The sequence below is a fragment of the Exiguobacterium sp. HSB13 genome (genome assembly GCF_056764755.1).
On sequence record NZ_JBUZOM010000001.1, the window covers coordinates 407,189 to 432,598 of the forward strand.

At 48.3% G+C, this 25,410-nt stretch carries 28 protein-coding genes; 18 read left to right on the top strand and 10 right to left on the bottom strand.

Features of this window, described 5'->3' with window-relative positions; genetic code table 11:
- Positions 1 to 111 precede the first annotated feature (111 nt).
- Complete coding sequence (locus tag ACZGCQ_RS02075; protein ID WP_481265218.1) at positions 112 to 1,302, top strand: helix-turn-helix domain-containing protein; 1,191 nt, start codon at positions 112 to 114, stop codon at positions 1,300 to 1,302.
- A 29-nt stretch (positions 1,303 to 1,331) separates the two neighbouring features.
- Here the strand turns inward: ACZGCQ_RS02075 and ACZGCQ_RS02080 are convergent, their stop codons facing one another.
- A complete protein-coding gene (locus ACZGCQ_RS02080) occupies positions 1,332 to 1,511 on the bottom strand; it encodes a hypothetical protein (RefSeq protein ID WP_214769206.1) in 180 nt (59 codons plus the stop codon).
- Between the two features lie 88 nt (positions 1,512 to 1,599).
- Entirely contained in the window at positions 1,600 to 3,033 is a 1,434-nt protein-coding gene (locus tag ACZGCQ_RS02085) for a C40 family peptidase (RefSeq protein WP_481265219.1), read from the bottom strand.
- Between the two features lie 193 nt (positions 3,034 to 3,226).
- Between ACZGCQ_RS02085 and ACZGCQ_RS02090 the strand changes: the two genes are divergently transcribed.
- Together ACZGCQ_RS02090 and ACZGCQ_RS02095 are read left to right on the top strand one after the other, a co-directional pair.
- Entirely contained in the window at positions 3,227 to 4,939 is a 1,713-nt protein-coding gene (locus ACZGCQ_RS02090) for an ABC transporter ATP-binding protein (protein WP_481265220.1), read from the top strand.
- Positions 4,940 to 5,051: 112 nt separating this feature from the next.
- Positions 5,052 to 5,912 (top strand): DUF4003 family protein, encoded by an 861-nt coding sequence (locus ACZGCQ_RS02095; RefSeq protein WP_481265221.1) that lies wholly within the window; start codon positions 5,052 to 5,054, stop codon positions 5,910 to 5,912.
- 57 nt (positions 5,913 to 5,969) lie between these two features.
- Here the strand turns inward: ACZGCQ_RS02095 and ACZGCQ_RS02100 are convergent, their stop codons facing one another.
- Positions 5,970 to 7,217, bottom strand: a complete 1,248-nt coding sequence (locus ACZGCQ_RS02100) for a lysine N(6)-hydroxylase/L-ornithine N(5)-oxygenase family protein (RefSeq protein WP_481265222.1) — start codon at positions 7,215 to 7,217, stop codon at positions 5,970 to 5,972.
- A gap of 77 nt (positions 7,218 to 7,294) precedes the next feature.
- On the bottom strand, positions 7,295 to 8,425 hold the full coding sequence (locus tag ACZGCQ_RS02105) for a S1C family serine protease (protein WP_481265223.1): 1,131 nt from the start codon (positions 8,423 to 8,425) through the stop codon (positions 7,295 to 7,297).
- Between the two features lie 211 nt (positions 8,426 to 8,636).
- Between ACZGCQ_RS02105 and ACZGCQ_RS02110 the strand changes: the two genes are divergently transcribed.
- Complete coding sequence (locus tag ACZGCQ_RS02110) at positions 8,637 to 8,987, top strand: DoxX family protein (protein WP_481265224.1); 351 nt, start codon at positions 8,637 to 8,639, stop codon at positions 8,985 to 8,987.
- Between the two features lie 37 nt (positions 8,988 to 9,024).
- Here the strand turns inward: ACZGCQ_RS02110 and ACZGCQ_RS02115 are convergent, their stop codons facing one another.
- Positions 9,025 to 9,789, bottom strand: coding sequence for an SGNH/GDSL hydrolase family protein (locus ACZGCQ_RS02115; protein ID WP_481265225.1), 765 nt, complete (start codon positions 9,787 to 9,789; stop codon positions 9,025 to 9,027).
- A gap of 126 nt (positions 9,790 to 9,915) precedes the next feature.
- Between ACZGCQ_RS02115 and ACZGCQ_RS02120 the strand changes: the two genes are divergently transcribed.
- From ACZGCQ_RS02120 to ACZGCQ_RS02130, 3 genes are all read left to right on the top strand, one after another.
- Positions 9,916 to 10,836 carry an ABC transporter ATP-binding protein gene (locus ACZGCQ_RS02120; protein ID WP_481265226.1) on the top strand — a complete coding sequence of 307 codons (921 nt, stop codon included), beginning with the start codon at positions 9,916 to 9,918 and terminating at the stop codon, positions 10,834 to 10,836.
- The gene (locus tag ACZGCQ_RS02125; protein WP_481265227.1) at positions 10,829 to 11,827 is read left to right on the top strand and encodes an ABC transporter permease; all 999 of its coding nucleotides are present in this window, start codon (positions 10,829 to 10,831) and stop codon (positions 11,825 to 11,827) included. Before ACZGCQ_RS02120 ends, ACZGCQ_RS02125 begins: the two co-directional genes overlap by 8 nt.
- A 363-nt stretch (positions 11,828 to 12,190) precedes the next feature.
- Positions 12,191 to 12,886 carry a MerR family transcriptional regulator gene (locus tag ACZGCQ_RS02130; protein WP_481265228.1) on the top strand — a complete coding sequence of 232 codons (696 nt, stop codon included), beginning with the start codon at positions 12,191 to 12,193 and terminating at the stop codon, positions 12,884 to 12,886.
- A 188-nt stretch (positions 12,887 to 13,074) separates the two neighbouring features.
- On the opposite strand, the gene ACZGCQ_RS02135 is transcribed toward ACZGCQ_RS02130, so the two are convergent.
- Positions 13,075 to 13,596 carry a P-loop NTPase family protein gene (locus ACZGCQ_RS02135; protein WP_481265229.1) on the bottom strand — a complete coding sequence of 174 codons (522 nt, stop codon included), beginning with the start codon at positions 13,594 to 13,596 and terminating at the stop codon, positions 13,075 to 13,077.
- 506 nt (positions 13,597 to 14,102) lie between these two features.
- On the opposite strand from ACZGCQ_RS02135, the gene miaA reads away from it, so the two are divergent.
- Both miaA and hfq read left to right on the top strand, forming a co-directional pair.
- Entirely contained in the window at positions 14,103 to 15,029 is a 927-nt protein-coding gene (miaA, locus tag ACZGCQ_RS02140) for a tRNA (adenosine(37)-N6)-dimethylallyltransferase MiaA (protein ID WP_481265230.1), read from the top strand.
- Between the two features lie 48 nt (positions 15,030 to 15,077).
- The gene (gene hfq, locus ACZGCQ_RS02145) at positions 15,078 to 15,326 is read left to right on the top strand and encodes an RNA chaperone Hfq (RefSeq protein WP_023467753.1); all 249 of its coding nucleotides are present in this window, start codon (positions 15,078 to 15,080) and stop codon (positions 15,324 to 15,326) included.
- Between the two features lie 42 nt (positions 15,327 to 15,368).
- On the opposite strand, the gene ACZGCQ_RS02150 is transcribed toward hfq, so the two are convergent.
- Both ACZGCQ_RS02150 and ACZGCQ_RS02155 read right to left on the bottom strand, forming a co-directional pair.
- Entirely contained in the window at positions 15,369 to 15,773 is a 405-nt protein-coding gene (locus tag ACZGCQ_RS02150) for a DUF2283 domain-containing protein (RefSeq protein WP_481265231.1), read from the bottom strand.
- Positions 15,774 to 15,802: 29 nt separating this feature from the next.
- Positions 15,803 to 16,774, bottom strand: coding sequence for a tyrosine-type recombinase/integrase (locus tag ACZGCQ_RS02155; protein WP_481265232.1), 972 nt, complete (start codon positions 16,772 to 16,774; stop codon positions 15,803 to 15,805).
- Between the two features lie 139 nt (positions 16,775 to 16,913).
- On the opposite strand from ACZGCQ_RS02155, the gene hflX reads away from it, so the two are divergent.
- The 6 genes from hflX to ACZGCQ_RS02185 all read left to right on the top strand — a co-directional run bounded on the left by hflX (position 16,914) and on the right by ACZGCQ_RS02185 (position 21,969).
- On the top strand, positions 16,914 to 18,155 hold the full coding sequence (hflX, locus tag ACZGCQ_RS02160) for a GTPase HflX (RefSeq protein ID WP_034785946.1): 1,242 nt from the start codon (positions 16,914 to 16,916) through the stop codon (positions 18,153 to 18,155).
- Positions 18,156 to 18,157: 2 nt separating this feature from the next.
- Positions 18,158 to 19,435 (top strand): methionine gamma-lyase family protein, encoded by a 1,278-nt coding sequence (locus ACZGCQ_RS02165; RefSeq protein WP_481265233.1) that lies wholly within the window; start codon positions 18,158 to 18,160, stop codon positions 19,433 to 19,435.
- 140 nt (positions 19,436 to 19,575) lie between these two features.
- A complete protein-coding gene (locus tag ACZGCQ_RS02170; protein WP_023467758.1) occupies positions 19,576 to 19,974 on the top strand; it encodes a MerR family transcriptional regulator in 399 nt (132 codons plus the stop codon).
- 45 nt (positions 19,975 to 20,019) lie between these two features.
- Positions 20,020 to 21,366: a type I glutamate--ammonia ligase gene (gene glnA, locus ACZGCQ_RS02175; protein ID WP_023467759.1), complete on the top strand. Its 1,347-nt coding sequence runs from the start codon at positions 20,020 to 20,022 to the stop codon at positions 21,364 to 21,366.
- Positions 21,367 to 21,482: 116 nt separating this feature from the next.
- On the top strand, positions 21,483 to 21,719 hold the full coding sequence (locus tag ACZGCQ_RS02180; protein ID WP_481265234.1) for a (4Fe-4S)-binding protein: 237 nt from the start codon (positions 21,483 to 21,485) through the stop codon (positions 21,717 to 21,719).
- Positions 21,694 to 21,969 carry a GNAT family N-acetyltransferase gene (locus ACZGCQ_RS02185; protein WP_481265235.1) on the top strand — a complete coding sequence of 92 codons (276 nt, stop codon included), beginning with the start codon at positions 21,694 to 21,696 and terminating at the stop codon, positions 21,967 to 21,969. Before ACZGCQ_RS02180 ends, ACZGCQ_RS02185 begins: the two co-directional genes overlap by 26 nt.
- 314 nt (positions 21,970 to 22,283) lie before the next feature.
- Here the strand turns inward: ACZGCQ_RS02185 and ACZGCQ_RS02190 are convergent, their stop codons facing one another.
- Together ACZGCQ_RS02190 and ACZGCQ_RS02195 are read right to left on the bottom strand one after the other, a co-directional pair.
- A complete protein-coding gene (locus ACZGCQ_RS02190) occupies positions 22,284 to 22,610 on the bottom strand; it encodes an AzlD domain-containing protein (RefSeq protein ID WP_481265236.1) in 327 nt (108 codons plus the stop codon).
- A complete protein-coding gene (locus tag ACZGCQ_RS02195; RefSeq protein ID WP_481265237.1) occupies positions 22,589 to 23,290 on the bottom strand; it encodes an AzlC family ABC transporter permease in 702 nt (233 codons plus the stop codon). Before ACZGCQ_RS02195 ends, ACZGCQ_RS02190 begins: the two co-directional genes overlap by 22 nt.
- Before the next feature lie 154 nt (positions 23,291 to 23,444).
- Here ACZGCQ_RS02195 and dhaK point away from each other — a divergent pair, with 154 nt between their 5' ends.
- Genes dhaK through dhaM form a run of 3 tightly spaced genes read left to right on the top strand, consistent with a single transcriptional unit; the run spans position 23,445 to position 25,401 of the window.
- Entirely contained in the window at positions 23,445 to 24,413 is a 969-nt protein-coding gene (gene dhaK, locus ACZGCQ_RS02200) for a dihydroxyacetone kinase subunit DhaK (RefSeq protein WP_406748184.1), read from the top strand.
- 24 nt (positions 24,414 to 24,437) lie between these two features.
- Positions 24,438 to 25,040, top strand: a complete 603-nt coding sequence (gene dhaL / locus ACZGCQ_RS02205; protein WP_029341247.1) for a dihydroxyacetone kinase subunit DhaL — start codon at positions 24,438 to 24,440, stop codon at positions 25,038 to 25,040.
- Positions 25,033 to 25,401 (top strand): dihydroxyacetone kinase phosphoryl donor subunit DhaM, encoded by a 369-nt coding sequence (gene dhaM / locus ACZGCQ_RS02210; RefSeq protein WP_029341248.1) that lies wholly within the window; start codon positions 25,033 to 25,035, stop codon positions 25,399 to 25,401. Before dhaL ends, dhaM begins: the two co-directional genes overlap by 8 nt.
- The last annotated feature ends 9 nt before the right edge of the window (positions 25,402 to 25,410 follow it).

The window sequence follows — 25,410 nt, forward strand, 5'->3', positions numbered from 1 at the left end:
TCCTTCAGAGTTAAATTTTATTGAACTTTAGTGTAGAATAAAGGAGTGGAAGAAAAATGTAAAGAAAAAGTTCAATATAATTTAACTTTTATGATAAGAGGAGTGACCAGTGTGTTAGGGGAACGTATCAAACAGATCCGAAAACAGAAAAAAATGACGCAAACAGACGTTGCGACCGGCATTATCACGAAGTCAATGCTCAGTATGGTCGAGAACGGGAAAGCGACACCGTCTGTGCCCGCACTGCAGGCGATTGCTAGGCGATTACAGGTGACAGTCGAAGAATTAATGCTCGATCCGCGGGATGTTCAGATGCGGGAACTCATCGAAACAATCCGTTCGCGGCATACCCCATATTTTTCAGACGAAAAAATTCAGGAACTTCTAGAACCTTACTTGGTTCCGGAAACGACTTCCTATTGGCAAGGGCAGGTCTATCATAAATACGGCGATGCCCTCCGAACGACGGATCCAGAACTTGGTTTGATATATTATGAGAAAGCAGAGCGGATTTTTCGACAGCTCGGTCGTCAAGATGAGCAGTTGCTCGTTCAGATCTCGAAAGTCTATTTTTTATTCAATCTCAAACGGACAAAGGAAGCGTATGAGCTGATCGAAGCAATGGATGTACCACGCGAGATTCCACTGGCGCCAAAAACCTATTTAAATTTCCAAATCTTGCGTGCACTTCGAGCAAGTTTGTTCGATGATCACTATACAGAAGCGATCGCCTTATTGCGTGAAGGGGTTCAGTATATGCGAGAGCAAGATGTCTATTATCATGTCATTTCGTTTCAACGTTTCCTCGGATTGTTTTTATATCTAGAAGGGGAAATCGAACAATCACGGCAAGAGTTTGATCGACTGGAGCAGTTTTTTGCATTTAGTGAAACGACTGCCGTCGGACGAATCGAAGTCGATTTGACGAAAGGACTCATCGCGATTTTTGAAAACGATACGACCGGTATGCAGATGGCGTGGGAAAAACTCATCACTGTGGCGATCGATGACGCGAAGCATTACATCGGACAACTCGAAGTCCATCTCCTTGTCAACGGCATCGAATTACCGAATCAGACGCTGCAGCAGAGCGTCGATAAGATATGGGAGATGCAAGATGCGTGGCTTGCTGCGAGTGGATTCGACCAAGCGATGATGTTACAGACGCTCGTACTGGCGATGCAACGAGGGATTGGTCAGGAACGACTAGAGGATGTCTTGCGATTGAAGGATGAACTTCAAAGTGAACGGCTCAAAGGCGATCTTGAGCGAGAGATACAAGCATTGGTTAATGTTCAATGACGAAAAAACAGGCATGAAGCGAGTGCGCTTCATGCCTGTTCGTGTGAGGATGTCGTTCTTCTGAAAATCAATAAGACGCATGCAAGGACGGAAACGATCAAGTGCCCGATATAGACGTCACCCGTCTGGATGTAATGCAAGAGCATCGAGCCACCAAAAATCAATAAGGCAAGAAAGAGTAAACGGACATACAGTGTTTTATAAGACATGCAGACACATCCTTTCCATATCCAGTATATCCCAAAGTGAAGTGATAAGACAAAAAAACATCCACCCCGAGGGATGGATGAGGAAAGTTTAAAGTGATTTAAAGCCTAATAGTTTTTGCGTCCAGTAACGTTCCGATACACGGCTGATGCCGAGTGCCGGTGTGTTGGCATGGATGAACTGATCGTTGTTCAGCATGATCCCGATATGCGTCGGACCAGCGGCATATGTGTTTTCGAAGAAGATGATATCGCCACGCTTCGGTTGACGTAATTTTGATAACTTCGCTCCGAGGTACCGATCATCGTTCCAGTAGCCGTTGACGTTCGTTCGTCCGACTGCATAGCCAGCGGCATTCAACGTATAGTTAACGAATCCAGAGCAGTCGAAACCACCATTGACGGGGCTACTTGATCCCCAGACGTATGGTGTACCGAGATATTGTTGACCAATCGAGATGGCACGTTCCATCAATGTCGAACCAGGAACGGTCGTCACAGGAGGTGTCGTCGGTGTGACCGGAGGCGTCGTCGTGACGGATCCCGTCGTGATGTAACTCTTCGCGACATAGTAGAGACCCGTTCCGATCTTGATCTGGTACCAGCCGCTATCTTTTCCTGTCGTTTCACCCGTGACATTGACTGTCGAACCATGTCCGACTTGTGTGAAGACTTTAGACGACGTCGAAGGCGATGTGCGGACGTTCAGCCCAGTTGGGGCATTGACGCGATACGTCTTCGAGGCATCAACTGGCGTCAAAGAGACTCCGGGAGTCGTTGGCGTTGTTGGTGGTGAAGCTTTTGTTGAAGCTTTGACATAGGTCGAAGCGACATATGCTTCTTTTCCGTCGAGCTTGACTTGGTACCACGAATCAACGGCACCTGTGACATCGAGCACCGTCTGATGCGGTAATGTCTTGTAGATTTTTGCGTTCGTTGCTGCAGCAGTCCGTGCGTTCAAGCCTTCCTTCGCATTGACCGTGTAGACTTTCGATCGATCAACCGCTTTAACGACTTTTTTGACGGGAGTCGTCGCTGGCGGTTTGGAATCCGTCGTGACGTTCGACGTCTTTTTGCTGACTAACGTCGCATGGACATAAGCCGTTTGTTTGTTGTAGGTGATTTGATACCAGTCACCTGATTGTTTCTTAACGGTCAAGACAGTGTTCTTTGCCAGTTTTCCAAGTGATTTCGAACTCGTCGTTGCTTTTTGCCGGACGTTGACGGCATCGGTGTTCGTTATGTAAGTCGTAGTTGTCGGAGCCTTTTCCGTCGTTGCTTTGACGTATGCTGAAGTGATGAATGCTGGTTTCGACTGATAACGGATTTCATACCAGCTGTTGACTTTCTTGACAGCTGTCAGCTTCGTACCTTTTTTTAGCGTCGTGATGACCTTCGCGGAAGTCGAGGCAGCCGTGCGAATGTTGACGTTATCCGTCAAAGTCAGTGTCGTTGACGCAGCCGAAACCGGAACCGTGGTACCGATCAAAGCGAGCGTCGTGAGGGCGAGAACAGTCTTTTTCACGTGACATAGCTCCTTCCAAAAATGGGTGAAAATCGTTGTTACCATTTTGTCATAAAAAGCGCTGATTCCCCTGATTTAAAAATATAATTTTTGTCTGGAAAACTGTAATACCGTTTTTCAAAAAATCAATAGGTAGAATGAGTATTTTCAAAAAAGTTCAAGTACACTAGAAGTACTCGGAAGGAGGCTACATATGTTACGCCGTTTTTACCAGTATTATATCCCGCACAAACGATTATTCTGGCTCGATTTCATATCTGCCTTATTCGTCGGGGTTTTAGAACTTGCTTTTCCACTCGCTGTCCAGTGGTTCATCGATTCCTTGTTGCCGAATGGTGAGATGAACTGGATCATTCTCGTCAGCGTCGGACTATTAGCGCTCTACATCATCAGTACGTTGATGCAGTTTGTCGTCAACTATTTTGGACACAAGCTCGGGATCAATATCGAGACCGACATGCGTCGTCAGTTGTTCAGTCATGTCCAGAAACAGTCGTTCCGTTTCTTTGACAATACGAAGACGGGTCATATCATGAGTCGGATTACGAATGACTTGTTTGATATCGGAGAACTTGCCCATCATGGTCCGGAAGATGCGTTCATTGCCGTCATGACATTGCTAGGTGCGTTCTCGATCATGTTGACGATCAACGTGCCGCTCGCCCTCGTGACAATCATCGCCGTACCATTCCTGATCTGGCTGATCAGTTATGCAAACGTTCGGATGAATAAATCGTGGGACCGGATGTATGGCAATATCGCGGAAGTCAATTCACGTGTCGAGGACAGTGTTTCCGGTGTCCGTGTCGTCCAGTCATTCACGAACGAAGCATACGAAATCGAACGTTTTGAAAAAGACAACGCGACGTTCCGTCAGTCGAAGATCAATGCCTACAAGGTCATGAGTAAGAGTCTATCCGGCATTTACTTGACGACCCGTTTGATGACGCTTGCCGTCCTAGTCGTCGGTGCCTACTTGACGTATCGCGAAGCTCTAACGGCAGGAGAACTCGTCGGCTTCATTCTCTACATGAACATCCTGCTGAAGCCGATCGACAAGATCACAGCATTACTTGAGATGTATCCGAAGGGGATGGCGGGCTTTAAGCGATTCCTCTCGATGATTGATGAGGATGCATCGATTCCGGATGCGCCAGACGCACTCGTCGTTGATCGTTTGAACGGCGGCATCACGTTCAAGGATGTCGCGTTCGGTTATGAGGCGGATCGTCTGATATTAGAACACATCAATTTGACGGTCGAACCGGGACAGACAGTCGCATTCGTCGGAACATCTGGGGCAGGGAAGACGACGATCTGTTCATTGATTCCACGTTTTTACGATGTTCTAGATGGTGCAATCACGATTGACGGAATCGATATCCGGCAGATGACGAAGGAGTCTCTGCGACAACAAATCGGGATCGTTCAGCAGGATGTCTTCTTGTTCTCAGGGACGATCGCTGAAAACATCGCCTACGGTGACTTGAATGCGACGCAAGAAGACATCGTGCAAGCGGCAGAACGGGCCCATCTCGGCTCGATGATCGCGGATCTACCTGATGGCTACGCGACACAAATCGGCGAACGCGGACTCAAATTGTCGGGTGGACAAAAGCAACGACTCGCCATCGCGCGGATGTTCCTGAAGAATCCGCCGATTCTGATTCTTGACGAAGCAACGTCTGCTCTTGATACGGAAACGGAAGCACTGATTCAAGAATCGCTTGCCGAGTTGTCTGAGAACCGGACGACGCTCGTCATCGCCCACCGTTTAGCAACGATCCGAAATGCTGATAAGATTTTCGTCGTTACGAAGGACGGAATCGTTGAAGAAGGCTCACATGATGAACTGATGAATCAAGGAGGTTACTTCTCCCGTCTGTTAGAGAGACAGCGCGTTTAAATGAATGACAGGCAACGGACCTGGTCCGTTGCCTTTTTTGTTCGTTCAAAAATAAGATTGTACAAGTCGATTTTAGGGAAAACATCCATAGAAAAGAAGGAGAGGTGGAAGGATGTACGGTCAATTCTGTGAGAACTATGATGAGAGTTATCCCGTCTTGCGGGAGGAATCGTCACATGATTTCCATCGTTTTTTTGCGCTATCCTACACGATTCACGATACTGTCTTTGAACAAACTGTCTACGAACGGCTGATGCGGACGATCAAACACAAAACATCCCGTTTTTCAGCGCTTCGGAGCCGTTATACACCGCTACTCGTTGCCCATGTTCAACTGAATAGCACGGATCCTGATGTCCTCATCGAAGAAATCATCGTTGCCGAAAAGAAGATTAAACACCGATTGATTCGTGATAAAGGAGTGCGTCCATTCTTTGCACTCAACGAAGTACTAAATCGCCGGCAAGGAATCGATGCGTTTCCCTATATGGAACGCCTGCACGCGACACGACCTCATTTGAATGCGGCGAAGCAGTACGTCGTGACATCGACCTTGCTTGAACAACAGCCATTACCAGAGGAATTTCTAGAGCGGGTCGATACATCGGAAGAGTGGCTCGCACAATTCATGGAACGGACGAGTGAACGCGTCATCACAGCGCAAATCTTAGCGGCACATCCAGATCCTTCAGCGCAACAGGAACGAATCATTTCCTGGCGGGAACTGTTAGAGCGGCGAGAAATCATCATTTGGGATCGTTTAATGCCGATTCTTGCGCTACTGCCTACAATGGAACGTGTCGACTGGATTTACGTGACCCGGATCGTCGACCGGGAGCGAGCACGGAATCGTTTTTCAGACGAGGTCAATTGGTTGATTGCCTTTCATTTGTTGCTCGCTAAAACAGGGGTGACGCGGGTGCAAGCTACGTTATTATTACTGGCTGCATTAGAACTAACGAAAAAACCGTAAAATGAAAAACGAACGAGGAGTGGCGCGCGCCATTCCTCGTTCGTTTGGTTTAGTGACTTAATCAAACGTCGTAAACGTCGCATGTCGTTCGACCGGGTACAGTTCCGTACCGGCGACAGCGTTCAAGATTAACTGGTTTCGCGAGACGGACATGCCGAGATTGTCCGCAGCCGGACCGTGTGACAGCTCTAAATTAGCGGTTGCGTAGAGATGATGGTCTGTCTCGACCGAACGCACGATTTGGTAGTCAGCATCGACTTTCCAAGCATTCGGTGCTTCAAACACGATATCGAGTCGGTCGATGAAGCTCGGAAGGGATGGTGAAAAACCAGTTGCCGCAATGACGGCATCGGTTTCGGATGAGCGCGCATCCTCAAGTTCTTGATGTTGCATCGCAATCGTAAACCGTTCATCGTAGGTGATCTCTTTCACTTCAAGATTTGCTCGAATCGCGACTTGTTGCTGTTCCTCTTCTGACAAATCATAAAGGTGAGCATAGATCGATTGTAAGGTTTCCGGGCTGATGCCGTTCTGAGACCGGGCGAACTTCTTGACCGACTCTTGTCGTACTTCGAGTGGAAGCTGGTTGAAGTACGTGACGTAGCTCGGTGAAAAAATTTCTTCGCCGAGTTTGCCGGTCTCGAGTGTCTCAAACAGTGTCGAACGCGCAATCCACTCGAGTTCAGGACGCTCTGGAGCAGGTGTCGTCAAGAGATCAAGGAAAATCTCGGCGGCACTTTGACCGGAGCCGACGATGCTGATTTTGTTGCGTTTCAGTAAATCTGCCTTGTTCATGACATATTGTGTATTGTGGATGACGCGTTCGTCAAACGTATCCGGGATAGCGGGTTTTGATCCGGTACCGATGACGACATTCCGCGTTTCGAACGTTTCCCGTTTGCCGGTCGAGACATCTTCGACGAGGACTTCAAAACTATCGCCGGTGTCTTGCACATCAATGACACGCGTCGAAAATCGGAGATCTTCAAGTTGCGTTGCAACCCAACGTAAGTAATCGTTGTAACCTTGTCTTGAAATCAGAAGTTTTTCGTAGAAGTAGAACGTATGAAGACGATGGATCGATCGTAAGTAATTGAGGTAGGAAAATGCACTCGTCGGATCGGCGAGTGTGACGAGATCAGAGATGAAGCTCGTTTGCATCATCGAGTCCTGAATCATCATGCCGGGATGCCATGAAAATTGTTCGCTTTCGTCAAAAAATATTGTCTTTAAATCTGTCGGATGAGCAAGTGCACTCAATCCCAAATTCATCGGACCAATGCCGATGCCGATTAAGTCATACATAGAAAAAGCCTCCCAATTCGATATTGTTCTAAAACAATACCCGAAAAGGAAGGCAGACGAAACGTCAGGCTGACGCTTTACAGTTGATCGGTCGTCGTCGTTTTCGTTTCGACCGTCATCGTTTTGCCGTCACGGATGATCGTCAAGGAGAGCGGTCCATCTGATTTGATCAGTGCCGTTTTGATGTCGACGAACCCTTTAATCTCAGAGTCGTTGATTTTCGTGATGACGTCACCTGTTTTCAGTTTAGCTGCAGCAGCAGGGCTGTTCGGTTCGACTGACATGACGACGACCCCTGTTTTCTGACTGTCTGGTAGTTTGACTTGATCTTTTAGATAACCAGCAGGGAACGCTGCGACGTCTTGTAAGGACACACCAAGTGTCGGATGCTCGACTTTACCGTTTGTCTCGAGTTGTTTGAGGATTGGCAATGCATCATCGATCGGGATACTGAAGCCAACCCCTTCGACACCCGATTCAGCAATCTTCATCGAGTTGATCCCGACAAGTTGCCCTTGTTCGTTGATTAAGGCACCACCTGAGTTACCAGGGTTGATCGCAGCATCGGTCTGGATGACCGTCGTATTGAAGTCGTCTTGTCCGTCACTGTTCGTATCGACCGGTACAGTCCGGTCTTTTGAACTCACGATTCCGCGTGTGACGGAATTCTGGAATTCACCGAGCGGGTTACCGATTGCGAGGACGGTCTGACCAGCTTTTAAGTCGGCTGATTTCCCGAGTGTGATGACGCCGGGAACATCGCTTGCATCGACTTCTAATACGGCCAAGTCATAGGTCTCATCGCTACCGAGCAACTTAGCAGTAAGTGTCTTGCCGTCATTCAACGTTACGTCAAGCTTAGATGCCCCATCGACGACGTGATGGTTCGTAATGATGTATGCTTTGCCGTCCTCTTTCTTATAGATGACACCGGAGCCTGAACCAGCCGCTGCTTCTTGTTGCGACATCGAGTTGCCCGCTTGATAATTCGTTACGGTCACGACGGATTTTTGAGCCGTGGCGACTGCGTTCGTCACCGGATCGTTCGTCGTCGTTGAGACTTGTTTAGGCATACCGTTTGATAACGGTGTATCTGCGACCTGTTGTTCTTGATCGAGTAAAATTGGGAAAGCGATCGTTGCTGTCAGGACCGCGCCGATGATCCCTCCAGTCAATCCGGGTAATAATCCTTTTGTTTTTCCAGCCATAAGTCGTCATCCCTCTCTGTATGATTTCTGATTTCATCATAGCAAATGAAGTAGTTTGCCATCTGATTACGGGAGACATTCCGAAATGACTCATCATTCCCCATAATTCGACGACAATTTCTAAAAGTTGAGATAATCAGGTCGTTTCGATACACTGAAGCTGTCTCGAACATACATTTCATTAAATAAAAGAAAGAGAGTGTGAAACATAATGCTATTACGTTTAGTGTATGGAGCAGGATTGCTGTTTGCGGGAGTTGGTCATTTCCGCAATGAGAAGGGATTCGTCAGCATCATGCCGTCGTACATTCCGTTCAAACGCTTCTTCGTCCAAGTGACAGGTGTCATCGAGATTGCTTACGGTGTCATGCTGTTGACAGGGAAAGGAGTGCACCTCGTTCGCAAGACACTTCCTGCCTTCTTATATGCGGTCTTACCGGCGAATGTCAACATGGCAGTCAATCCGAAGCCGATCAATGGGAAACGTCTTCCATCATGGTTGCTTTGGACACGGTTACCGCTTCAATGGGGACTCGTTGCTCTTGCAAAACGTTTGAAATGAATCGGAACAAAAAGCCGCCCAAGTGGCGGCTTTTATTTTAGAAACGTTTATTGACAGCGAGTAAGGATGCTTTTGCAATCTCTTCATAGGTAGAATCGTTCGGGTGGAATTGGTCACTCGACAAATCACGTTTGACGTCACGGACGAGATTGAACGTGTCGATGACTTCGACATCGTACTCGATACCGAGCGTCCGCGATTTGGCGTTCCAATCTTGAACGATGGCGTCGAAGGCTTCACCGTTTTCCGTCGCGCGGAAAGGATTATAGAGTCCGACGTAGAAAATGACAGCATCCGGGTTTTGTTCTCGTAGGATACTGAATGTCTTTTTCAAGTTCGCTTGTGCCGCTGTGATGGTTTCAGCTGTCTTCTTCGCATTGAAGTTCGAGACGCCTTCACCACGGTTGAATAAGTCATTTCCGCCAATCGTCACCGAGATGACTTTTGCTTGGTCGATTGAGCGTAAGACTTCTTTTTGTTCTAATTGTTTCAGTAAATCTTCCGTCCGGGCACCACTGACGGCAAGATTCTGGAAACGCTCGACGGTGTTATCTTTGACAAGATCGCGTCCGACGATTGCGGCATAACTATTGCCGTTTGATGCTCCAACACCACGTGTCAGTGAATCACCAAGCGCGACGTACGTCCCACCTTTTTTGACAGGTTCTTCTTTCGTAGGCGTCAGGACGGCACGTTTTGGTGGGTTGACGACGTCACTATAGGCACTGACGAAGCCGTATCCAAAGATTGCCGTCAAAACGAGTGAGACGGTTAAAAACAGGGGCCAGCGTAATCGCTTCATGAACGTTCCTCCTTCTAGGTTCTAACCTGATTGTAGCAAAAGTTGAAAGAATGTGCGGAAATGAAGTGTTCTGACAAGTCAAATGATTCATTATTCCGCTAGAATAGACAATAAGAGGTGAGAGACGTGAAACCAACAGTGAAATTAGAAGGTGTAACAAAGGTGATCGGAAAAAAGACGATCATTGATAATATCTCGTTTGAAATTCAGCCTGGTGAAGTCTTTGGCTTCCTCGGACCGAACGGGGCAGGTAAAACGACGACGATCCGAATGCTTGTCGGATTGATCAAACCGACGTCCGGAAAAATCACGGTTTGTGACTTTGACGTCCGGAAACAGTTTGTCCAAGCGATGGAGCGCATCGGCTCGATCGTCGAGAATCCGGAGTTGTATAAGTATTTGACAGGTCGCGAAAATCTACAAGTCTTTGCCCGGATGTTACCGAATGTCGATGATGCCCGGATTCAGGAAGTCATTGATCTCGTCGATTTGACGGCGCGTGTTGACGATCAAGTCCGGACCTACTCGCTTGGGATGCGGCAGCGTCTCGGCATCGCACAAGCATTACTCGGACGACCAAGCGTCTTGATTCTCGACGAACCGACGAATGGTCTCGATCCGATGGGGATTCGGGATTTACGTCAATTCATCCGCCGGCTCGTCGAGGAAACGGGACTGTCGGTCCTCGTCTCGAGTCATATCTTGGCTGAGATTGAAATGCTGGCTGATCGTGTTGCGATCATGAGTTATGGCAAAATCGTTCAAGTCGGAACGGTCAAGGAACTGGTCGAGTCGCTCGCACCAGGCGTTGACTGGCGTGTCGACGATGCCTTTAAGGCAAATGAGATTTTAGCGGCATCCGATTTAGTCCAAGTATCCGAAGTCGTCGATGCGAATACGGTTCATACTTTGATGGATGCCAGTAAGACACCAGCACTCAACAAGCAGTTGCTTGAAGCAGGTGTTGAAGTCTGGACGATTGAACGGAAAGTCCAGACACTTGAAGATCTGTTCATCACGTTAACGGGAGGCGATCACATTGCGTAATCCGAACATGGTCGGTCTCGTTCGAAATGAAGTCACGAAAATTGCTTCAAAGCGTCGCTTTGCCGTCGTTGCGATCATCTTGATCGTTCTCGTCTCGATGTTTACGTACGCACAGTACCGAGACATCCAAGAACAGATTAAAAAGCAGGGAACGCTTGATTGGCGAGTTGAGTTACAACAAGACATCGTCGACACACAGAACCGTCTTGCATCTAGTAGTATTCAAGATGAGTTCCGTCAGTTCCTGGAGTTTGATCTAAAACAGAATCAGTACTATCTCGATAACGATATCAACCCGAATTATCCGGGAGCCCCGACGTTCATTCGGATCTTCTTCTCGCAAGGATTGACGCTGATCTTACCGCTGTTCATCATCGTCATCATGGCGGACATCGTCAGTGGGGAACAAAATGACGGAACGATCAAGACGCTGCTGTCGCGACCGGTCCGGCGCTGGAAGATCCTGATGGCAAAATGGTTGACGGTGTTACTCTATACGTCGATGCTGATGGCATTGACCGTCGCCGTCTGTTATGCGATATCCGGGATCGTCCTTGGCTATGACGGCTGGACCGCACCGATTTTGACCGGATTCCAAGCCTCACCGAGCGGAACGTTCTCGACCGAGTTCGTGCATACGTTACCGATGTGGGAATATCTATTAATGGCGGTCGGTCTAGCTTGGATCGTCACAGCTGTTGTCGGAACGATCGCCTTGATGGTCTCTGTTCTTGTCAAGAACACAGCGACAGGGATCGGGATCATGATGGCAGTCTTGATTTCCGGTACGTTACTGACGACACTCGGTTCAAGTTGGACGAGCTCGAAATATCTCGTCAACGTCAACTTCGGTCTAATCAACTATCTCGATGGACAAGCACCACCGATCGAAGGGATGACGCTTCCGTTCTCCCTTGCTGTTCTCGGTTGTTGGACGGTCGCGGCGCTAATCGTTGCGTTTTGGAACTTCACACAAAAAGATATGTATTAAGACTCTAAGACTCACGAAAGTGGGTCTTTTTTTATGAAAATTGACATGAGGAGAGGCAGTCAAAAGAGATGTGCCCATTATGAACTACCGGAAGTAAATGATCTTCAACGGATCCCTGTCAAACCAAAAAATCGAATTGACGTGGTCCGTGATGTAGAACAAACGACGTCGAGCGGTTCATCGAGCTAAAAATTACGGAACTTATTTCGGCAGAGTTAAACCGGGTATTGTTCTCTATGAAGTAGAGGGGGATCGATGCAAGACGACAACCACTATATATGTCGGTATTCAAGTTCCAGAAAAGTAAGGCTTGACCTGCCTCTCAGGTACGGCTGTACAGTGAAAGGAGGAGGAGGGGAAAAGATGATTCCAATTGGAAGAGTCGCACATGTAACCGGTTTGTCGGTAAAAGCGATCAAATTTTATGAAGAACGTGGGTTGGTCCACCCCATACGGTCCGGTAATCAATATCGGATGTACGGGATGGAAGATATCCGACGTTTGAGCGAAATCAAACGCTTGCGTCAGATTGGACTCAGTTTAGAACAAATTCAGTCCGGTCTACCGGTCGAAATGTTACTTGAAACAAGATTAGATGAAGTTCAATCAGAAATTGAACAGCTTCATCGAATCGAGAAACAGATTAGACTAATGCAATCAGGAGGGAACGACATGAAAGTTCGATATGAAACATTGAATGAAGCAATTCCAGTCTACGGATATGCAGGAACTTTAGAAGAAATTCCATATTTGTGGACGAAGCTTCAACCAAATCTGACGACGGATGAGTCCTATGGCGTTTGTCTCACACAGGAAAACGGTTATGTCGCTGGGATGACGGATTTGTTAGCGGAGGAAGATACGTGCCGTGTCGAACTAACGAAAGGGAATTATATCGTCGCCATAGTCGATGGAGGGATCTCGATGATTTCATCTACGTATGAACAGTTGGTACGTGTTCCAGGTGTAACGCTACGGGATGCGGTCGACTTTGAACGCTATATCCATGGGCAAGGCGGAGCGGATGATCTTATCGAAATATGGATGCCCATCGAATAGACAAAAGTTCTCATTCATACACAAGTGATTGAACTTCGGGTAATCTTTTGTTCGTCGCCTCCGATCTCATGGACTGGGAGATTTTTTTAATGTAAGTAATGCTTACGTGTACTGCCTTAAATTTTAAAAATGGATACCTCAGTATCGAGAAACAATTAGCTCGCTTGAACAGATGAGGCTGTTTTTTTCTAAAGCGACAATCGATCGTATGTCTCGATTATTTTTTGATACTGAAGTTGTGTCGGCAACGAAGCATCTACTATGAGAATCGGGGAAATCGATTGATCCATCTGATACTGGTGTTCCGCAAATGTACCGATCATCGTGGGATCCGTCGCCGTATGATACGTCCGGCACCAGTCGAGGAATGCATTCGATCCCGAAAAGTCCGGGTAACGTGCTGCTTCGCGCGCGATGAGCCGTTCCATCCGTATCGATTCGTCGAGTGATAGGAAAACGAGCAAGTCTCGATTGATAAAACCATCCGGATGCCAAGCGAAGACGGAACCGGAGACGACGTAGTCGCGGAAAGACATTACATCGGCTTCATACATGGAAAATCGCTCGGAGACATCACGTTTTTCAGTGAACTTCGTGTCTTTCCAGAGATAATGATCGGTATCGATCCACGCAATCCGTTCCGATTGTCCGATGAATGCACCCAGTGTACTTTTTCCAGTACCAGACCCACCAATAATTTGAATGCGCACGAGAATCAGCTCCTTTCGAAATAAACTACCGGCACACAGAACAGGCCCGGGCATGATGCCGGACCTGTTCTGTGGAAGAAGGAATTCTTCCTATGTCGCCTTGCGCAAGCGCAAGACATGGAATCGAGAGGCAGTGCCTCTATGGGAAGCCGATGCAGGTCAGCCTCCGCGCTACGTACCAATCGTACTTTTATCATACTGATTCCAAGAATTGGTGTCAAACCTGCTCGAAAGGGTTTACAAACCGTTCAAACCGTCAAAAGAGAGAATAACGATGACTAGAGGAGGAACGACCATGGCAGATTGGGGCATCATGCTGACAGGCGTCGTCATTTGTGGGTGGTGCATCTTTAGTGCCATCTATGACGATTTCATCCGTCGGGTATAAGACTTGTTTATGTGGGACCGTCCGAGAGGGGCGGTTTTTTCTTGGAATTTTTTAATCCATCGAAGTGGCTGTGGTACACTCGAATCAGAATGAAAAGTTAGAGAATGGGTGAAGAAAAATGAAGAAACAACCAGTTATCGTCATTGTCGGACCGACGGCAGTCGGAAAAACGAAGACAGGCATTGAATTAGCAAAACGACTAAACGGAGAAGTCTTATCGGGAGACTCCGTCCAAGTCTATCAAGGCATGGATATTGGATCAGCAAAAGTGACGACCGAAGAGATGGAAGGGGTGCCGCATCATCTGCTTGATCTCGTGACACCGGACGACGAGATGAGTGTAGCACGTTTTCAGACGGTTGCCCGAGCGACGATCGATGAGATCGCAAGTCGGGGCAAGTTACCAATCATCGTCGGCGGAACAGGGCTATATATCCGTTCGATTTTATATGATTACCAGTTCACCGAGCAGGCGGAAGATCCAGCTTTGCGTGCTGAACTCGAAGCGTATGCGGTGACACACGGAGCGAATGCATTGCATGACAAGTTAAAGGAACTTGATCCAGTGCGCGCGGAAGCAATTCATCCGAATAATATCCAGCGGGTCGTTCGGGCGATCGAGGTCGCGCGGACCGGTCAGACACAAACGACCGGCAGTAAGCCAGCACTCTACGAGAGTCTATTGTTCGTCTTACACATGGAAGACCGGGATCGCTTATATGACCGGATCGATCAGCGTGTGGATTTGATGGTCGAAAGTGGGCTTCTTGAGGAAGTGGCGCGTCTTGATGCTGCCGGGTATCGACAGACGAAGGCCTTACAGGCAATTGGTTACAAAGAGATGTTACCAGTCCTTGACGGGGCACCACTCGATCCTGCCGTCGACATGCTGAAACGGAACACACGACGCTTCGCGAAACGTCAATTGACATGGTTCCGTCATCAATTTGATGGCGTTTGGGTGGATATGGGAAAGTTTTCATTTGAAGAAACGTTCAAAATTATCTATGATAGAACTGTAGAGTTTCTGAAAGCGGTTAAATAAGAGTTGCCCGAAGACAGAAACAGATAAAAAGAGGGGGCACGGGGAATCATGAAAGCGACATACAACATTCAGGACGTCTTTTTAAATCAATTACGGAAAGATGCAGTCCCGACAACGGTTTTCTTAATCAGCGGGTATCAATTACGGGGGCTGATCAAGTCATTCGATAACTTCACAGTCATCTTGGAGTCGGAAGGCAAACAGCAATTGATCTACAAACATGCGATCTCGACGTTCGCACCAGCGCGCAACGTGACGTTATATGAGCAAGAAGAGACACAAGAAGTCTCTCGCTAATGAAAAAGACGACCGGGGGGTCGTCTTTTTTTGTTCATTTCATTATTTATAGGTTGGCTGAGCAAGCGTGCGAAGAACGTCGACAGGGTACCGTTCCAAGTCGAGGATATCAAGTCCGATGAATCCGGTATGGTCGGGTTCAGCAAAGTAGAACGTAACGCCCTGAAGGTGACACGTACTTTTCGGAATCGTGTTTCGCAATCGGAGTGAGAAACGATCTGCTTGTTCCTCATAAAGGAATGCATCGGCATGAACATCACGGTTCAGATCTGCTTCCTTATTAAAGCATTCAATCCCGATGATGCGTCCCTCTTGATCAACGTCTACGTCAAGGAATGCATTTTCTTCTAGCTCGTCTGTGTCTTCAATTACGGAAGTAAATGTTTCTGGGAAGAGATATAGATATCCCATTTTTGCTTCTTGATCATAAGTCATTCGAATCGTCATGCATGTCACTTCCAAGTCTAATGAATTTTTTACAATAACGGCGTCAGTTCCTCGACCGCCTCTTCATAACGCCGGAGCGAGACATCCTTATAAAGGCACGTCTTCTGCAGGCGTTCTTCCTTCGTCATCTCGTCCTGATACGTTTTCAGGATGAAACTGTTGCGTAACATCGACGGTGTCAAGACCCGTTCATTATCTGACCGTTCATTCAACTGACGCATCATCTTCGTGATCATGACGATCGACAGTTGCTTCGGTGCATTTTTGCTGTAGACCCAGCGGAACGTCATCCGAGCGAAGTCGAAGGCGACGAAAAAGGGATCGGTGCTGTGATAACGGGGGCGGACTGGCTCTGGGATCGTCTTCAAGTAACGCAACATGATGTCTTGATCTTCCCGCTCGAGATGAAGCAGGTAACGATTACCGAGCCGGTCGTGAACGGTCATCTCTTGCTGGGCGAAGTTGAGGTCATGCATCTTCAAACCAATGATGTGATGAACACGTAGACCATAACGATAAAACAATCGAAGGATCAGTTCGTTTCGATCGATTAAAAACGGACGTGCCTTCAATTGATGTTCCGTCAAGCCGCGATCGGATTGATTCGTCCGCACCAATTGCTCGTATTCCTTGAAGGAAGCGACATGTTTTGCCGTCAGTTCGTGCGTCGGTTGTGCGTATTCAATCAGCTTCGCTTTCGTTTGCCGGATCTGGTAATTGACTTGATTGATGACGGTGACGATTCGGGCGACCGTCGCTTGCTGGTAGAGTTTCTCTTCGATCAAGTACTCATTGATGAACGTCTTCCACGTCTCGATTGAAATCGCCTTGAAATCGTCGATCGTCTCGAGTGGTTGGTCGACATCGGTCATATAGCGATGGACTTCGATTAAATCATAGCGATAGCGCCGGACGGTCGAAAGTTGCCGTCCACTTGTTGTTAGATAAAACAGGTAGCGTTCAATGAACTCTGGAAGCGTATACGACTGTTCGCGTGCCATCGTTTTCCTCCCTTTCCTCATGGTGTTTCTTCCATCATAAACCGAACGGATGTTTCCTGTCCAAAAAAGTTCAGACGAACCGGTGGCTGTGGTATGATAAGGGGCGCAGTACGTCTTTACTCGTGAAAGGAATGATATTATGTCAGAACGCGTCATCGTCGTTGGTTGCCAGCTCCCCGGTGTCCCGGACCATGTCTATGAAGAATCGGTCGCGGAGCTCGAAGCACTCGTAACGACTGCGCATGGTGTCGTCGTCGGTCGTTTGGATCAAAAACGACAAGCGATTGACCGCCGTACGTTCATCGGAAAAGGAAAGGTCGAGGAACTCGTTGCCTTAGCAGACGAACTTGAACCTGATTTAATCATATTCAATGCCGAGGTCACACCCGGTCAGATGAAAAATATCCGGATTGCCTTATCGGACCCGGAAGCGATCAAATTGATCGACCGGACGCAGTTGATTCTCGATATCTTCGCTGGACGTGCCCAGTCACGCGAAGGGAAATTGCAGGTCGAACTGGCACAGATGAGTTATTTGTTACCACGCCTAGCCGGGCAGGGCACACAACTGTCGCGTCTTGGTGGCGGAATCGGGACGCGTGGACCAGGTGAATCGAAACTCGAGACGGATCGTCGTCACATCCGTCGGCGCGTTGATGAGATCTCAAAACAACTCGAGACCTCCGTCGCCCACCGTGCCCGTTACCGGGAACGTCGTAAAGAGAACCAGACGTTCCAAATCGCGCTCGTCGGGTATACGAATGCCGGTAAGTCAACGATCTTCAACCGGTTGACACAAGCTGACACATACGAGAAGGATGAGTTGTTCGCGACGCTTGATCCGTTGACACGTCAAGTTGATTTGCCGGAAGGCGGTCAAATCCTCCTGACGGATACGGTCGGGTTCATTCAGGATCTGCCGACGAAGTTGATCGCGGCGTTTCGCTCGACCCTCGAGGAAGTGCTGGAAGCCGACTTGATCCTCCACGTCGTTGATGCGTCGAGTGAGCATTACTTGAATCAGATGCAGACGACGAACGATGTTCTCGATGAACTCGGTGCTGGTGACATTCCGCAGCTTGAAGTCTATAACAAGAAGGATCAACTGAACCGTTTGTTCACAGGTGGAAAACTGCTGATTTCTGCGCTTGACCCGCAGGATATCGAGCGCTTGATTGAAGAGATCGAACGTTCGATTAGCGAAATTCTCGAGTATCTCGAGATTCGCATTCCAGTTGACGGATTTGCCCATTACAATCCGGCGAAAGAAGTCATGATGAATTTGAAGGAATCGTTCGAAGAAGATGGTTCCGTCATTCTAAAAGGTTACTTGCGTAAAGATACGCGTCTATACGCGACATTGAAACAATACGAGGTGTAAGCATGTTTTCAGAATTAACCCATTACGAAACGCTCCGTCCGCTCATTGACCGGGCGGAGGAACAGATCGCCCCGTACGTCAAGAAAGCGCAAGAGGTCGCGGAATACAATCAATTCCGCGTCCTCGATGCGTTCCGGCGTCACAAGGTCAGCGATTTTCACTTCATGCCGTCAACAGGTTACGGCTACAACGATGAAGGGCGCGATACGCTCGAACGGATCTATGCCGATGTCTTCGGTGCGGAAGCCGGTCTTTGTCGTCCGCAAATCATTAGTGGAACGCACGCAATCGGCATCGCATTGTTCGGTTTGTTGTTACCGGGCGATGAATTGCTTTATATTACAGGAAAACCATACGACACGCTTGAAGAGATTGTCGGGATTCGTGGTGATGGACGCGGTTCATTAAAGGAACTGGGCGTCCACTATGATGTCGTCGAGATGAAAAACGCCGAGACGATTGACGTACCGGCCGTTCTCGAACGGATCACACCACAGACGAAGGTCGTCGGGATCCAGCGTTCAAAAGGATATGCGACACGTCGCAGTCTACCGGTTAACGAGATCGGCGAGGCAATTGCCGCAATCAAGGCTGTTCATCCGCACGTACTGATCTTCGTCGACAACTGTTACGGAGAGTTCGTCGAGACAATCGAACCGACGCATGTCGGAGCGGACTTGATGGCAGGATCGTTGATCAAGAACCCAGGTGGTGGTCTTGCGAAGACCGGCGGTTATCTCGTTGGGCGGAGCGACTTGATCGAACGAGCATCGTTCCGGATGACGACACCAGGAATCGGAGCGGAAGCCGGTCCATCGTTATCAGCACTTCCAGATATGTATCAAGGCTTCTATATGGCACCGCATACGGTCAGCCAAGCGTTGATGGGCGCGATGTTCACGTCGAGCATGCTCGGTCAGTTCGGCTTTCATACGGCACCACACCATACTGCAGAACGGACGGATTTGATTCAATCGGTTTCGTTCCATGCACCGGAGCCGATGATTGCTTTCTGTCAGGCGATTCAAGCGGCTTCACCCGTCAATGCGCATGCGCTACCGATTCCGGATTATATGCCGGGATATGCGGATGATGTCATCATGGCAGCAGGGACGTTCGTGCAAGGCTCATCGATTGAGTTGTCAGCGGACGGTCCGATCCGTGCGCCCTATACCGCGTACGTCCAAGGTGGTTTGACGTATAGTCACGTCAAGATCGCCATCATCTCAGCCGTCAATCATTTGATGGAAAAACAATTAATTCCAGAAAAAAACGTTTAATACTAGAATATCTCGTGAAAAGACCTCTGAACGACTTCATGTAAAGCGATTAAAAAAGTTGTGTTAACTTTTCTTACATCGCTTGACAAGTTGCCTGACAGAGGTTTATTCTCATGGAGTAAGGAAAAAGGAGGAACCACATGGCAGACTCATCACGCCAGTCCAAGCCACTATTTCCCATCGGAGTCGTTCAAGAGTTGACCGCGTTATCTGCCCGCCAGATCCGATACTACGAAGAACAGGGACTGATCAAACCGGAGCGGACAGAGACGAAGCGTCGCCTCTATTCGTTCAACGATGTCGATCGCCTGTTGTCGATTAAGGAATACCTGGATCAGGGACTGAATATCGCAGGGATCAAATTGATTTTTGAAAACGATCTCGTCAAACGCGAACGCGTTGCGGAGAGCGTCGTCGAGACGCGCCCGGAACTATCTGACGGCGAATTGTATAAACTCCTGAAAAATGAATTGAAGGAAGCAGGACGACATGGAAAGACGTCGCTCATCCAAGGTGAGCTCGGGCGTTTCTTCAAGTAAGGACCTGTAACCATATAAAAACGAATCGGAGAGGGGATTTGTCACATGACACGTCGCAACATTACACGAGAAGACATTTTGAAAATCGCTAAAGCTGAGGATGTACGCTTCATTCGCTTACAGTTCACAGATATCCTCGGAACGATCAAGAACGTTGAGATTCCAGTAAGCCAATTGGAAAAAGCACTTGATAACAAAATGATGTTCGATGGTTCATCGATCGAAGGATTCGTCCGAATCGAAGAATCAGATATGTACCTCTTCCCAGACTTAAACACATGGGTCGTCTTCCCATGGACAGAAGATGGAACAGGGAAAGTTGCACGTTTAATCTGTGACATCCACAATCCGGATGGCACGCCGTTCGCAGGAGACCCACGTGGTCAGCTCAAACGGGTACTTAAAGAGATGGAAGAACTCGGTTTCTCATCATTCAACGTTGGACCAGAGCCAGAATTCTTCCTCTTCAAGAAAGATGAAAAAGGTCGTCCGACACTTGAATTGAACGACCAAGGTGGATACTTCGACCTCGCACCAGTCGACCTCGGCGAAAACTGCCGTAAAGAGATCGTCATCGAACTTGAGAACATGGGCTTTGAAATCGAAGCATCACACCACGAAGTCGCACCAGGTCAACACGAAATCGATTTCAAATATGCCGATGCGATCACGACTGCGGATAACATCCAAACGTTCAAACTCGTCGTCAAGACGATTGCTGCGAAGCACAACTTGCACGCGACATTCATGCCAAAACCACTCTTCGGTGTCAACGGATCAGGAATGCACGCGAACATGTCGCTCTTCAAAGGCAACGAGAACGTCTTCTTCGATGAAGGCAACGAAGACATGCAATTGTCAGATGATGCACGTGCCTTCACGGCAGGTATCCTCAAACACGCTCGTGCGTTCACAGCGGTTTGTAACCCGACAGTCAACTCATACAAACGTCTTGTTCCTGGCTACGAAGCACCTTGCTACGTCGCATGGTCAGCACGTAACCGTTCACCACTCGTCCGTGTTCCTGCAGCACGTGGACTCTCGACTCGTATCGAAGTTCGTTCAGTCGACCCAGCAGCGAACCCGTACCTTGCGCTTGCGACACTGCTCGCTTCAGGTCTTGACGGAATCAAGAACAACTTGAAAGCACCGGCTCCAATCGACCGCAACATCTACGTCATGGACAAACCGGAACGTGTTGCAAACGGCATTGATGATCTTCCATCAACACTCAGCCACGCACTCGAAGTCTTGAAAGCGGATGACGTCGTCATGCACGCTCTCGGCGATCACATCGCAGAGCACTTCGTTGAATTAAAAGAAATCGAATGGGATATGTTCCGGACACAAGTCACGGAATGGGAACGCGATCAGTACATGGTCTTGTTCTAATCCAACTCAAGCACTTTCGGACTTCTGTCCGGAAGTGCTTTTTTCATGTCGTCGACAGGGAATGAGTCGAGGATGTGGAAAGATACAAGAGTACAAAGAAAGGGAGACGATACATCATGAAAAAAGGATATGAAGGCAAAGAAATCACGGTCTATTTTGATTCGGAAGTCTGCATTCACTCTGGTCATTGTGTACAAAGTCTACCAACTGTCTTTGATGTCAAACGACGTCCGTGGATTGAAGCGGACGGGACACCGGTGGAAGACGTCATGCGGGTCGTCGACGGTTGTCCGAGCGGCGCCTTATCTTACGAACGGAGGGAAACAAATGGAGCTGAAACGAGCAGAACGTAAAATCGAAGCCCATCACGAGGGTGCAGTGATCGGGGAAATCACTTACAGCGATACGAACAACGGCATGTGGATCATCGATCACACATACGTCGATCCCGCGCACCGGAATCAACAGATCGGGGAACAACTCGTTGCTGAGATCGTCAACTGGGCACGCGAAGAAAACGTCAAGCTACTGCCGTTATGTCCCTTTGCGAAAAAAGAGTTTGAACATCAATCCGATTATCAGGACGTGCAAGCAAATACGTGAACACAAAAATCTCCTCCAGTCTCTTAAGACTAGAGGAGATTTTTTTGAGTCATTGTTTTTGAGGTCGAATCGTCTTTTTCCGATAAACAACGATCGCTACAAAATAAGCGATGACGTATAACACGACGAGTCCTTGCTTTAGTATGTAAGGGACATCCATTTGATTTACAACTAGGAAACTGGCGCATAGTAATATCAAAAGGGATATCAATCGCTTATTCACCATATCAAAACCTCCTTCACTATCCATTTATTTCTATATTTAAGGATAACACAAGAGATTCATCGAAATAGTCTAAAGATGAATGAATTGCTTACAGATACAATCGTAAAAACGCCATCGTCACGACACCAGTCACGACCGTCCAGGATAGACTTTTACTGAAAACCGCGACCGCCATCGTTGGTAGGGCGGCGAAGACGTGAAGCGTCGAAATCGTCGGGAACGCGTCGTCTTGCGCGATAAGTAGATTTTGAAAAAATAACGCACCGAGTAAGCAAACCGGAATGAAGGAGAGCCATTCCGTTACGAGACGCGGTAACGTCAGTCCATGAAGGACAAGGAACGGTAAGACGCGTGGAATCCAAGTGACGAGTCCACAGGCTAAAAATAGAGCGATTAATTCCGGGCGGATTTCCATCGTGTGATCACGACTCCTATACTTGCACCACCAAGCGTCGCACAAAGAACGGCGACTTCTGGAGAAAAGTAGCGCATGGTTATGTAAAGCAATAGCAAAACAATCAGTAAAAGGCAACTATTCACGGCAATTCGGGAACGTTCCCCTTCAAACTGTAAGTACAATAAGCCGATGAACATCGCCGTCAGAGCAAAATCGAGACCGAAGCGCTCGGGATCAGGGAACCAGCTACCGACAAGGGCGCCGAGAACGGTTGCGACGATCCAGCTGAAGTAAGCAGTCAGATTCAAGCCATGCATGAAAGACGAAGAGAGTTTCCCTTTTTGCGCAGTGTTCATCGCGACAGCGAACGACTCATCCGTCAGAAGCGTTCCGGTACCGAGACGGTCGCGGAGATGACGTGTCTCGACATGTGGCGCGAGCGTCAGACTCATTAACAAGTGCCTGAGATTAACGATGAACGTCGTCAGAATGATGGCAGAAGCGGGACTATTCAATAGTAAGAGACTCGTGATGATGAACTGAGCGGCGCCGGCATAGATGAAGACGGACATGAATCCGACTTCAAGAGGGGATAAGCCGGAGGCACGACCGACGATCCCGGCTGAGAAGCCGATGCCGATATATCCGAGGACAGTGGGTAGACAGGCACGGACACCTGCTTGAAAGGCTGATGACATTCGAATCCTCCTCTTTTTTTAGAGCATAGCATTCATGCGGGATATCGTCACCAACTGGTCAATATTTTCATCATTTTTTTCGACATATTCGACTTGATTTGGTGGTAAAGACTAAGTGGTACGGCAAAATCAGTTAGGTAAAGGAGCGTTTTTCATGCACAAATTAATGAAAGATTCAAACCGGTTCGTTTCAGACATGGTCGACGGACTCGTACTAGCTCACCCTGATTTGTATAAAAAGGTCGAAGGGGTCAATGTCGTCGCGCGGAAAGTGCCGCTTGACGGAAAAGTTGGTCTTGTCTCTGGTGGGGGAAGTGGGCATGAACCGGCGCACGCGGGATTCGTTGGTGACGGTATGCTTGCTGCGGCTGTTTGTGGGGAAGTCTTCACGTCACCGACACCGGACATGGTGCTTGAAGGCATTAAGGCAGCCCATGGTGGGAAAGGTGTCTTACTCGTCGTCAAGAACTACTCGGGTGATGTCATGAACTTCGATATGGCGAAGGAACTTGCTGAACTCGAGGACATCGAAGTCGACACGGTCGTCGTCAATGATGACATCGCGATCAAAAAGGAAGAGGATCGTCGTGGGGTTGCGGGAACGGTCTTCGTCCATAAGATTGCCGGAGCTGCAGCTGCAGAAGGGAAATCACTGAGTGAAGTCAAAGCAGTCGCGGAAAAAGTCATCCAGGGCGTTCGTTCGATCGGAATGGCACTCTCACCATGTTACATGCCAGAGAGTGGCAAGCCAGGCTTTGAGTTGCATGATGACGAGATGGAAATCGGAATCGGCATCCATGGTGAAAAAGGACTTGAACGAAAAGCAGTCGCTTCCGTTGATGCGATCGTTAAAGAGTTGCTCGATCGTCTGACAAAAGAGGTACCAGAAAAAAAAGTCGCAGTCATGGTGAATGGGATGGGTGGAACACCAGAATCCGAACTGTATATCACATATAAATACGTCGCGGAAGAACTTCAGGCACATGGTTACGAGATTGCCCGTTCGTTCGTTGGAAACTATATGACGTCGCTCGAGATGCACGGATTCTCAATTACGCTCTTACCAGTGGATGATGAACTGCTTGGTTATCTCGATGCAGAAACGAAAGCGATTGGATTCTAATTTAGATAAACGGGGTGTACAAAGATGAAGTTGACGACGGAACAGTTACGAAGCGCGCTCATCAAAGCAGCGGAACAGATTGAACAGCACAAGGATGAATTGACGGACCTTGACCGGGAAATCGGTGACGGGGACCACGGGATCAACATGTCACGTGGCTTCCAAGCAGTCCAAAAGACGTTAGAAGAACACGGCGAATATGAGGATTTAGGAGCTCTATCGAAAGAAGTCGGGATGACGCTGATCAAGACGGTCGGTGGGGCGTCCGGTCCTTTATACGGAACAGCCTTCGTTAAGTTCGCTGGTGCGTTCAAAGGGAAAACGGAAGTCGAAGGTGCGGAACTCGCGGATGCTTTTCATGAAGCGACGGAAGGCATCAAATCGCGTGGGAAATCGGAATTCGGTCAAAAGACGATGGTCGATATCTGGACACCGTTCCAAGAGGCGCTCTCGCAAGAAGGGGATTTGAAAGCGGCAATCGATCAAGCGCTTGCTGATACGAAAGCGCGCATCGCAACGAAAGGGCGCGCGTCTTACTTCGGTGAAGCGACGGAAGGCGTCCAGGACCCAGGTAGTCTATCGAGTGCGTTGTTACTCGGCGAAATCGCGGAGGTGCTTCATGGTTAATCTTGTACTCGTTTCCCATAGTGAAAAACTTGCGACTGGACTAAAGGAACTGTTAGCAGAGATGGCGCCGGATACGCCAGTCTTAGTAGCGGCAGGTCTTGAGGACGGTAGCATTGGAACGGACGCGACGCGCATCGAAGAAACACTAAATACACTAGACGATGATGGAGTCGTCTTAACGGATATCGGTTCTGCGACGATGAACACGGAACTGGCACTTGAACTATATAGTGGCGAACGGACGGTTCGGTTTATCGACGCACCACTCGTCGAAGGCGCGTTTTTAGCAGCTGTTCTTAGCGGGCAGTCGAAATCCGTTGATGAGATTGAAGACGGATTGAAAAAAGAGTTTAGCAAATAAGGATCAAAT

What these genes read in the sequence shown, in the direction of transcription:
- ACZGCQ_RS02080 (WP_214769206.1), bottom strand. Translation starts at nt 1,511, where the DNA reads ATGTCTTATAAAACACTGTATGTCCGTTTACTCTTTCTTGCCTTATTG.
- ACZGCQ_RS02090 (WP_481265220.1), top strand. Translation starts at nt 3,227, where the DNA reads ATGTTACGCCGTTTTTACCAGTATTATATCCCGCACAAACGATTATTC.
- ACZGCQ_RS02095 (WP_481265221.1), top strand. Translation starts at nt 5,052, where the DNA reads ATGTACGGTCAATTCTGTGAGAACTATGATGAGAGTTATCCCGTCTTG.
- ACZGCQ_RS02100 (WP_481265222.1), bottom strand. Translation starts at nt 7,217, where the DNA reads ATGTATGACTTAATCGGCATCGGCATTGGTCCGATGAATTTGGGATTG.
- ACZGCQ_RS02105 (WP_481265223.1), bottom strand. Translation starts at nt 8,425, where the DNA reads ATGGCTGGAAAAACAAAAGGATTATTACCCGGATTGACTGGAGGGATC.
- ACZGCQ_RS02110 (WP_481265224.1), top strand. Translation starts at nt 8,637, where the DNA reads ATGCTATTACGTTTAGTGTATGGAGCAGGATTGCTGTTTGCGGGAGTT.
- ACZGCQ_RS02115 (WP_481265225.1), bottom strand. Translation starts at nt 9,789, where the DNA reads ATGAAGCGATTACGCTGGCCCCTGTTTTTAACCGTCTCACTCGTTTTG.
- ACZGCQ_RS02130 (WP_481265228.1), top strand. Translation starts at nt 12,191, where the DNA reads ATGATTCCAATTGGAAGAGTCGCACATGTAACCGGTTTGTCGGTAAAA.
- miaA (WP_481265230.1), top strand. Translation starts at nt 14,103, where the DNA reads ATGAAGAAACAACCAGTTATCGTCATTGTCGGACCGACGGCAGTCGGA.
- hfq (WP_023467753.1), top strand. Translation starts at nt 15,078, where the DNA reads ATGAAAGCGACATACAACATTCAGGACGTCTTTTTAAATCAATTACGG.
- ACZGCQ_RS02150 (WP_481265231.1), bottom strand. Translation starts at nt 15,773, where the DNA reads ATGACGATTCGAATGACTTATGATCAAGAAGCAAAAATGGGATATCTA.
- ACZGCQ_RS02155 (WP_481265232.1), bottom strand. Translation starts at nt 16,774, where the DNA reads ATGGCACGCGAACAGTCGTATACGCTTCCAGAGTTCATTGAACGCTAC.
- hflX (WP_034785946.1), top strand. Translation starts at nt 16,914, where the DNA reads ATGTCAGAACGCGTCATCGTCGTTGGTTGCCAGCTCCCCGGTGTCCCG.
- ACZGCQ_RS02165 (WP_481265233.1), top strand. Translation starts at nt 18,158, where the DNA reads ATGTTTTCAGAATTAACCCATTACGAAACGCTCCGTCCGCTCATTGAC.
- ACZGCQ_RS02170 (WP_023467758.1), top strand. Translation starts at nt 19,576, where the DNA reads ATGGCAGACTCATCACGCCAGTCCAAGCCACTATTTCCCATCGGAGTC.
- glnA (WP_023467759.1), top strand. Translation starts at nt 20,020, where the DNA reads ATGACACGTCGCAACATTACACGAGAAGACATTTTGAAAATCGCTAAA.
- ACZGCQ_RS02180 (WP_481265234.1), top strand. Translation starts at nt 21,483, where the DNA reads ATGAAAAAAGGATATGAAGGCAAAGAAATCACGGTCTATTTTGATTCG.
- ACZGCQ_RS02185 (WP_481265235.1), top strand. Translation starts at nt 21,694, where the DNA reads ATGGAGCTGAAACGAGCAGAACGTAAAATCGAAGCCCATCACGAGGGT.
- ACZGCQ_RS02190 (WP_481265236.1), bottom strand. Translation starts at nt 22,610, where the DNA reads ATGGAAATCCGCCCGGAATTAATCGCTCTATTTTTAGCCTGTGGACTC.
- ACZGCQ_RS02195 (WP_481265237.1), bottom strand. Translation starts at nt 23,290, where the DNA reads ATGTCATCAGCCTTTCAAGCAGGTGTCCGTGCCTGTCTACCCACTGTC.
- dhaK (WP_406748184.1), top strand. Translation starts at nt 23,445, where the DNA reads ATGCACAAATTAATGAAAGATTCAAACCGGTTCGTTTCAGACATGGTC.
- dhaL (WP_029341247.1), top strand. Translation starts at nt 24,438, where the DNA reads ATGAAGTTGACGACGGAACAGTTACGAAGCGCGCTCATCAAAGCAGCG.
- dhaM (WP_029341248.1), top strand. Translation starts at nt 25,033, where the DNA reads ATGGTTAATCTTGTACTCGTTTCCCATAGTGAAAAACTTGCGACTGGA.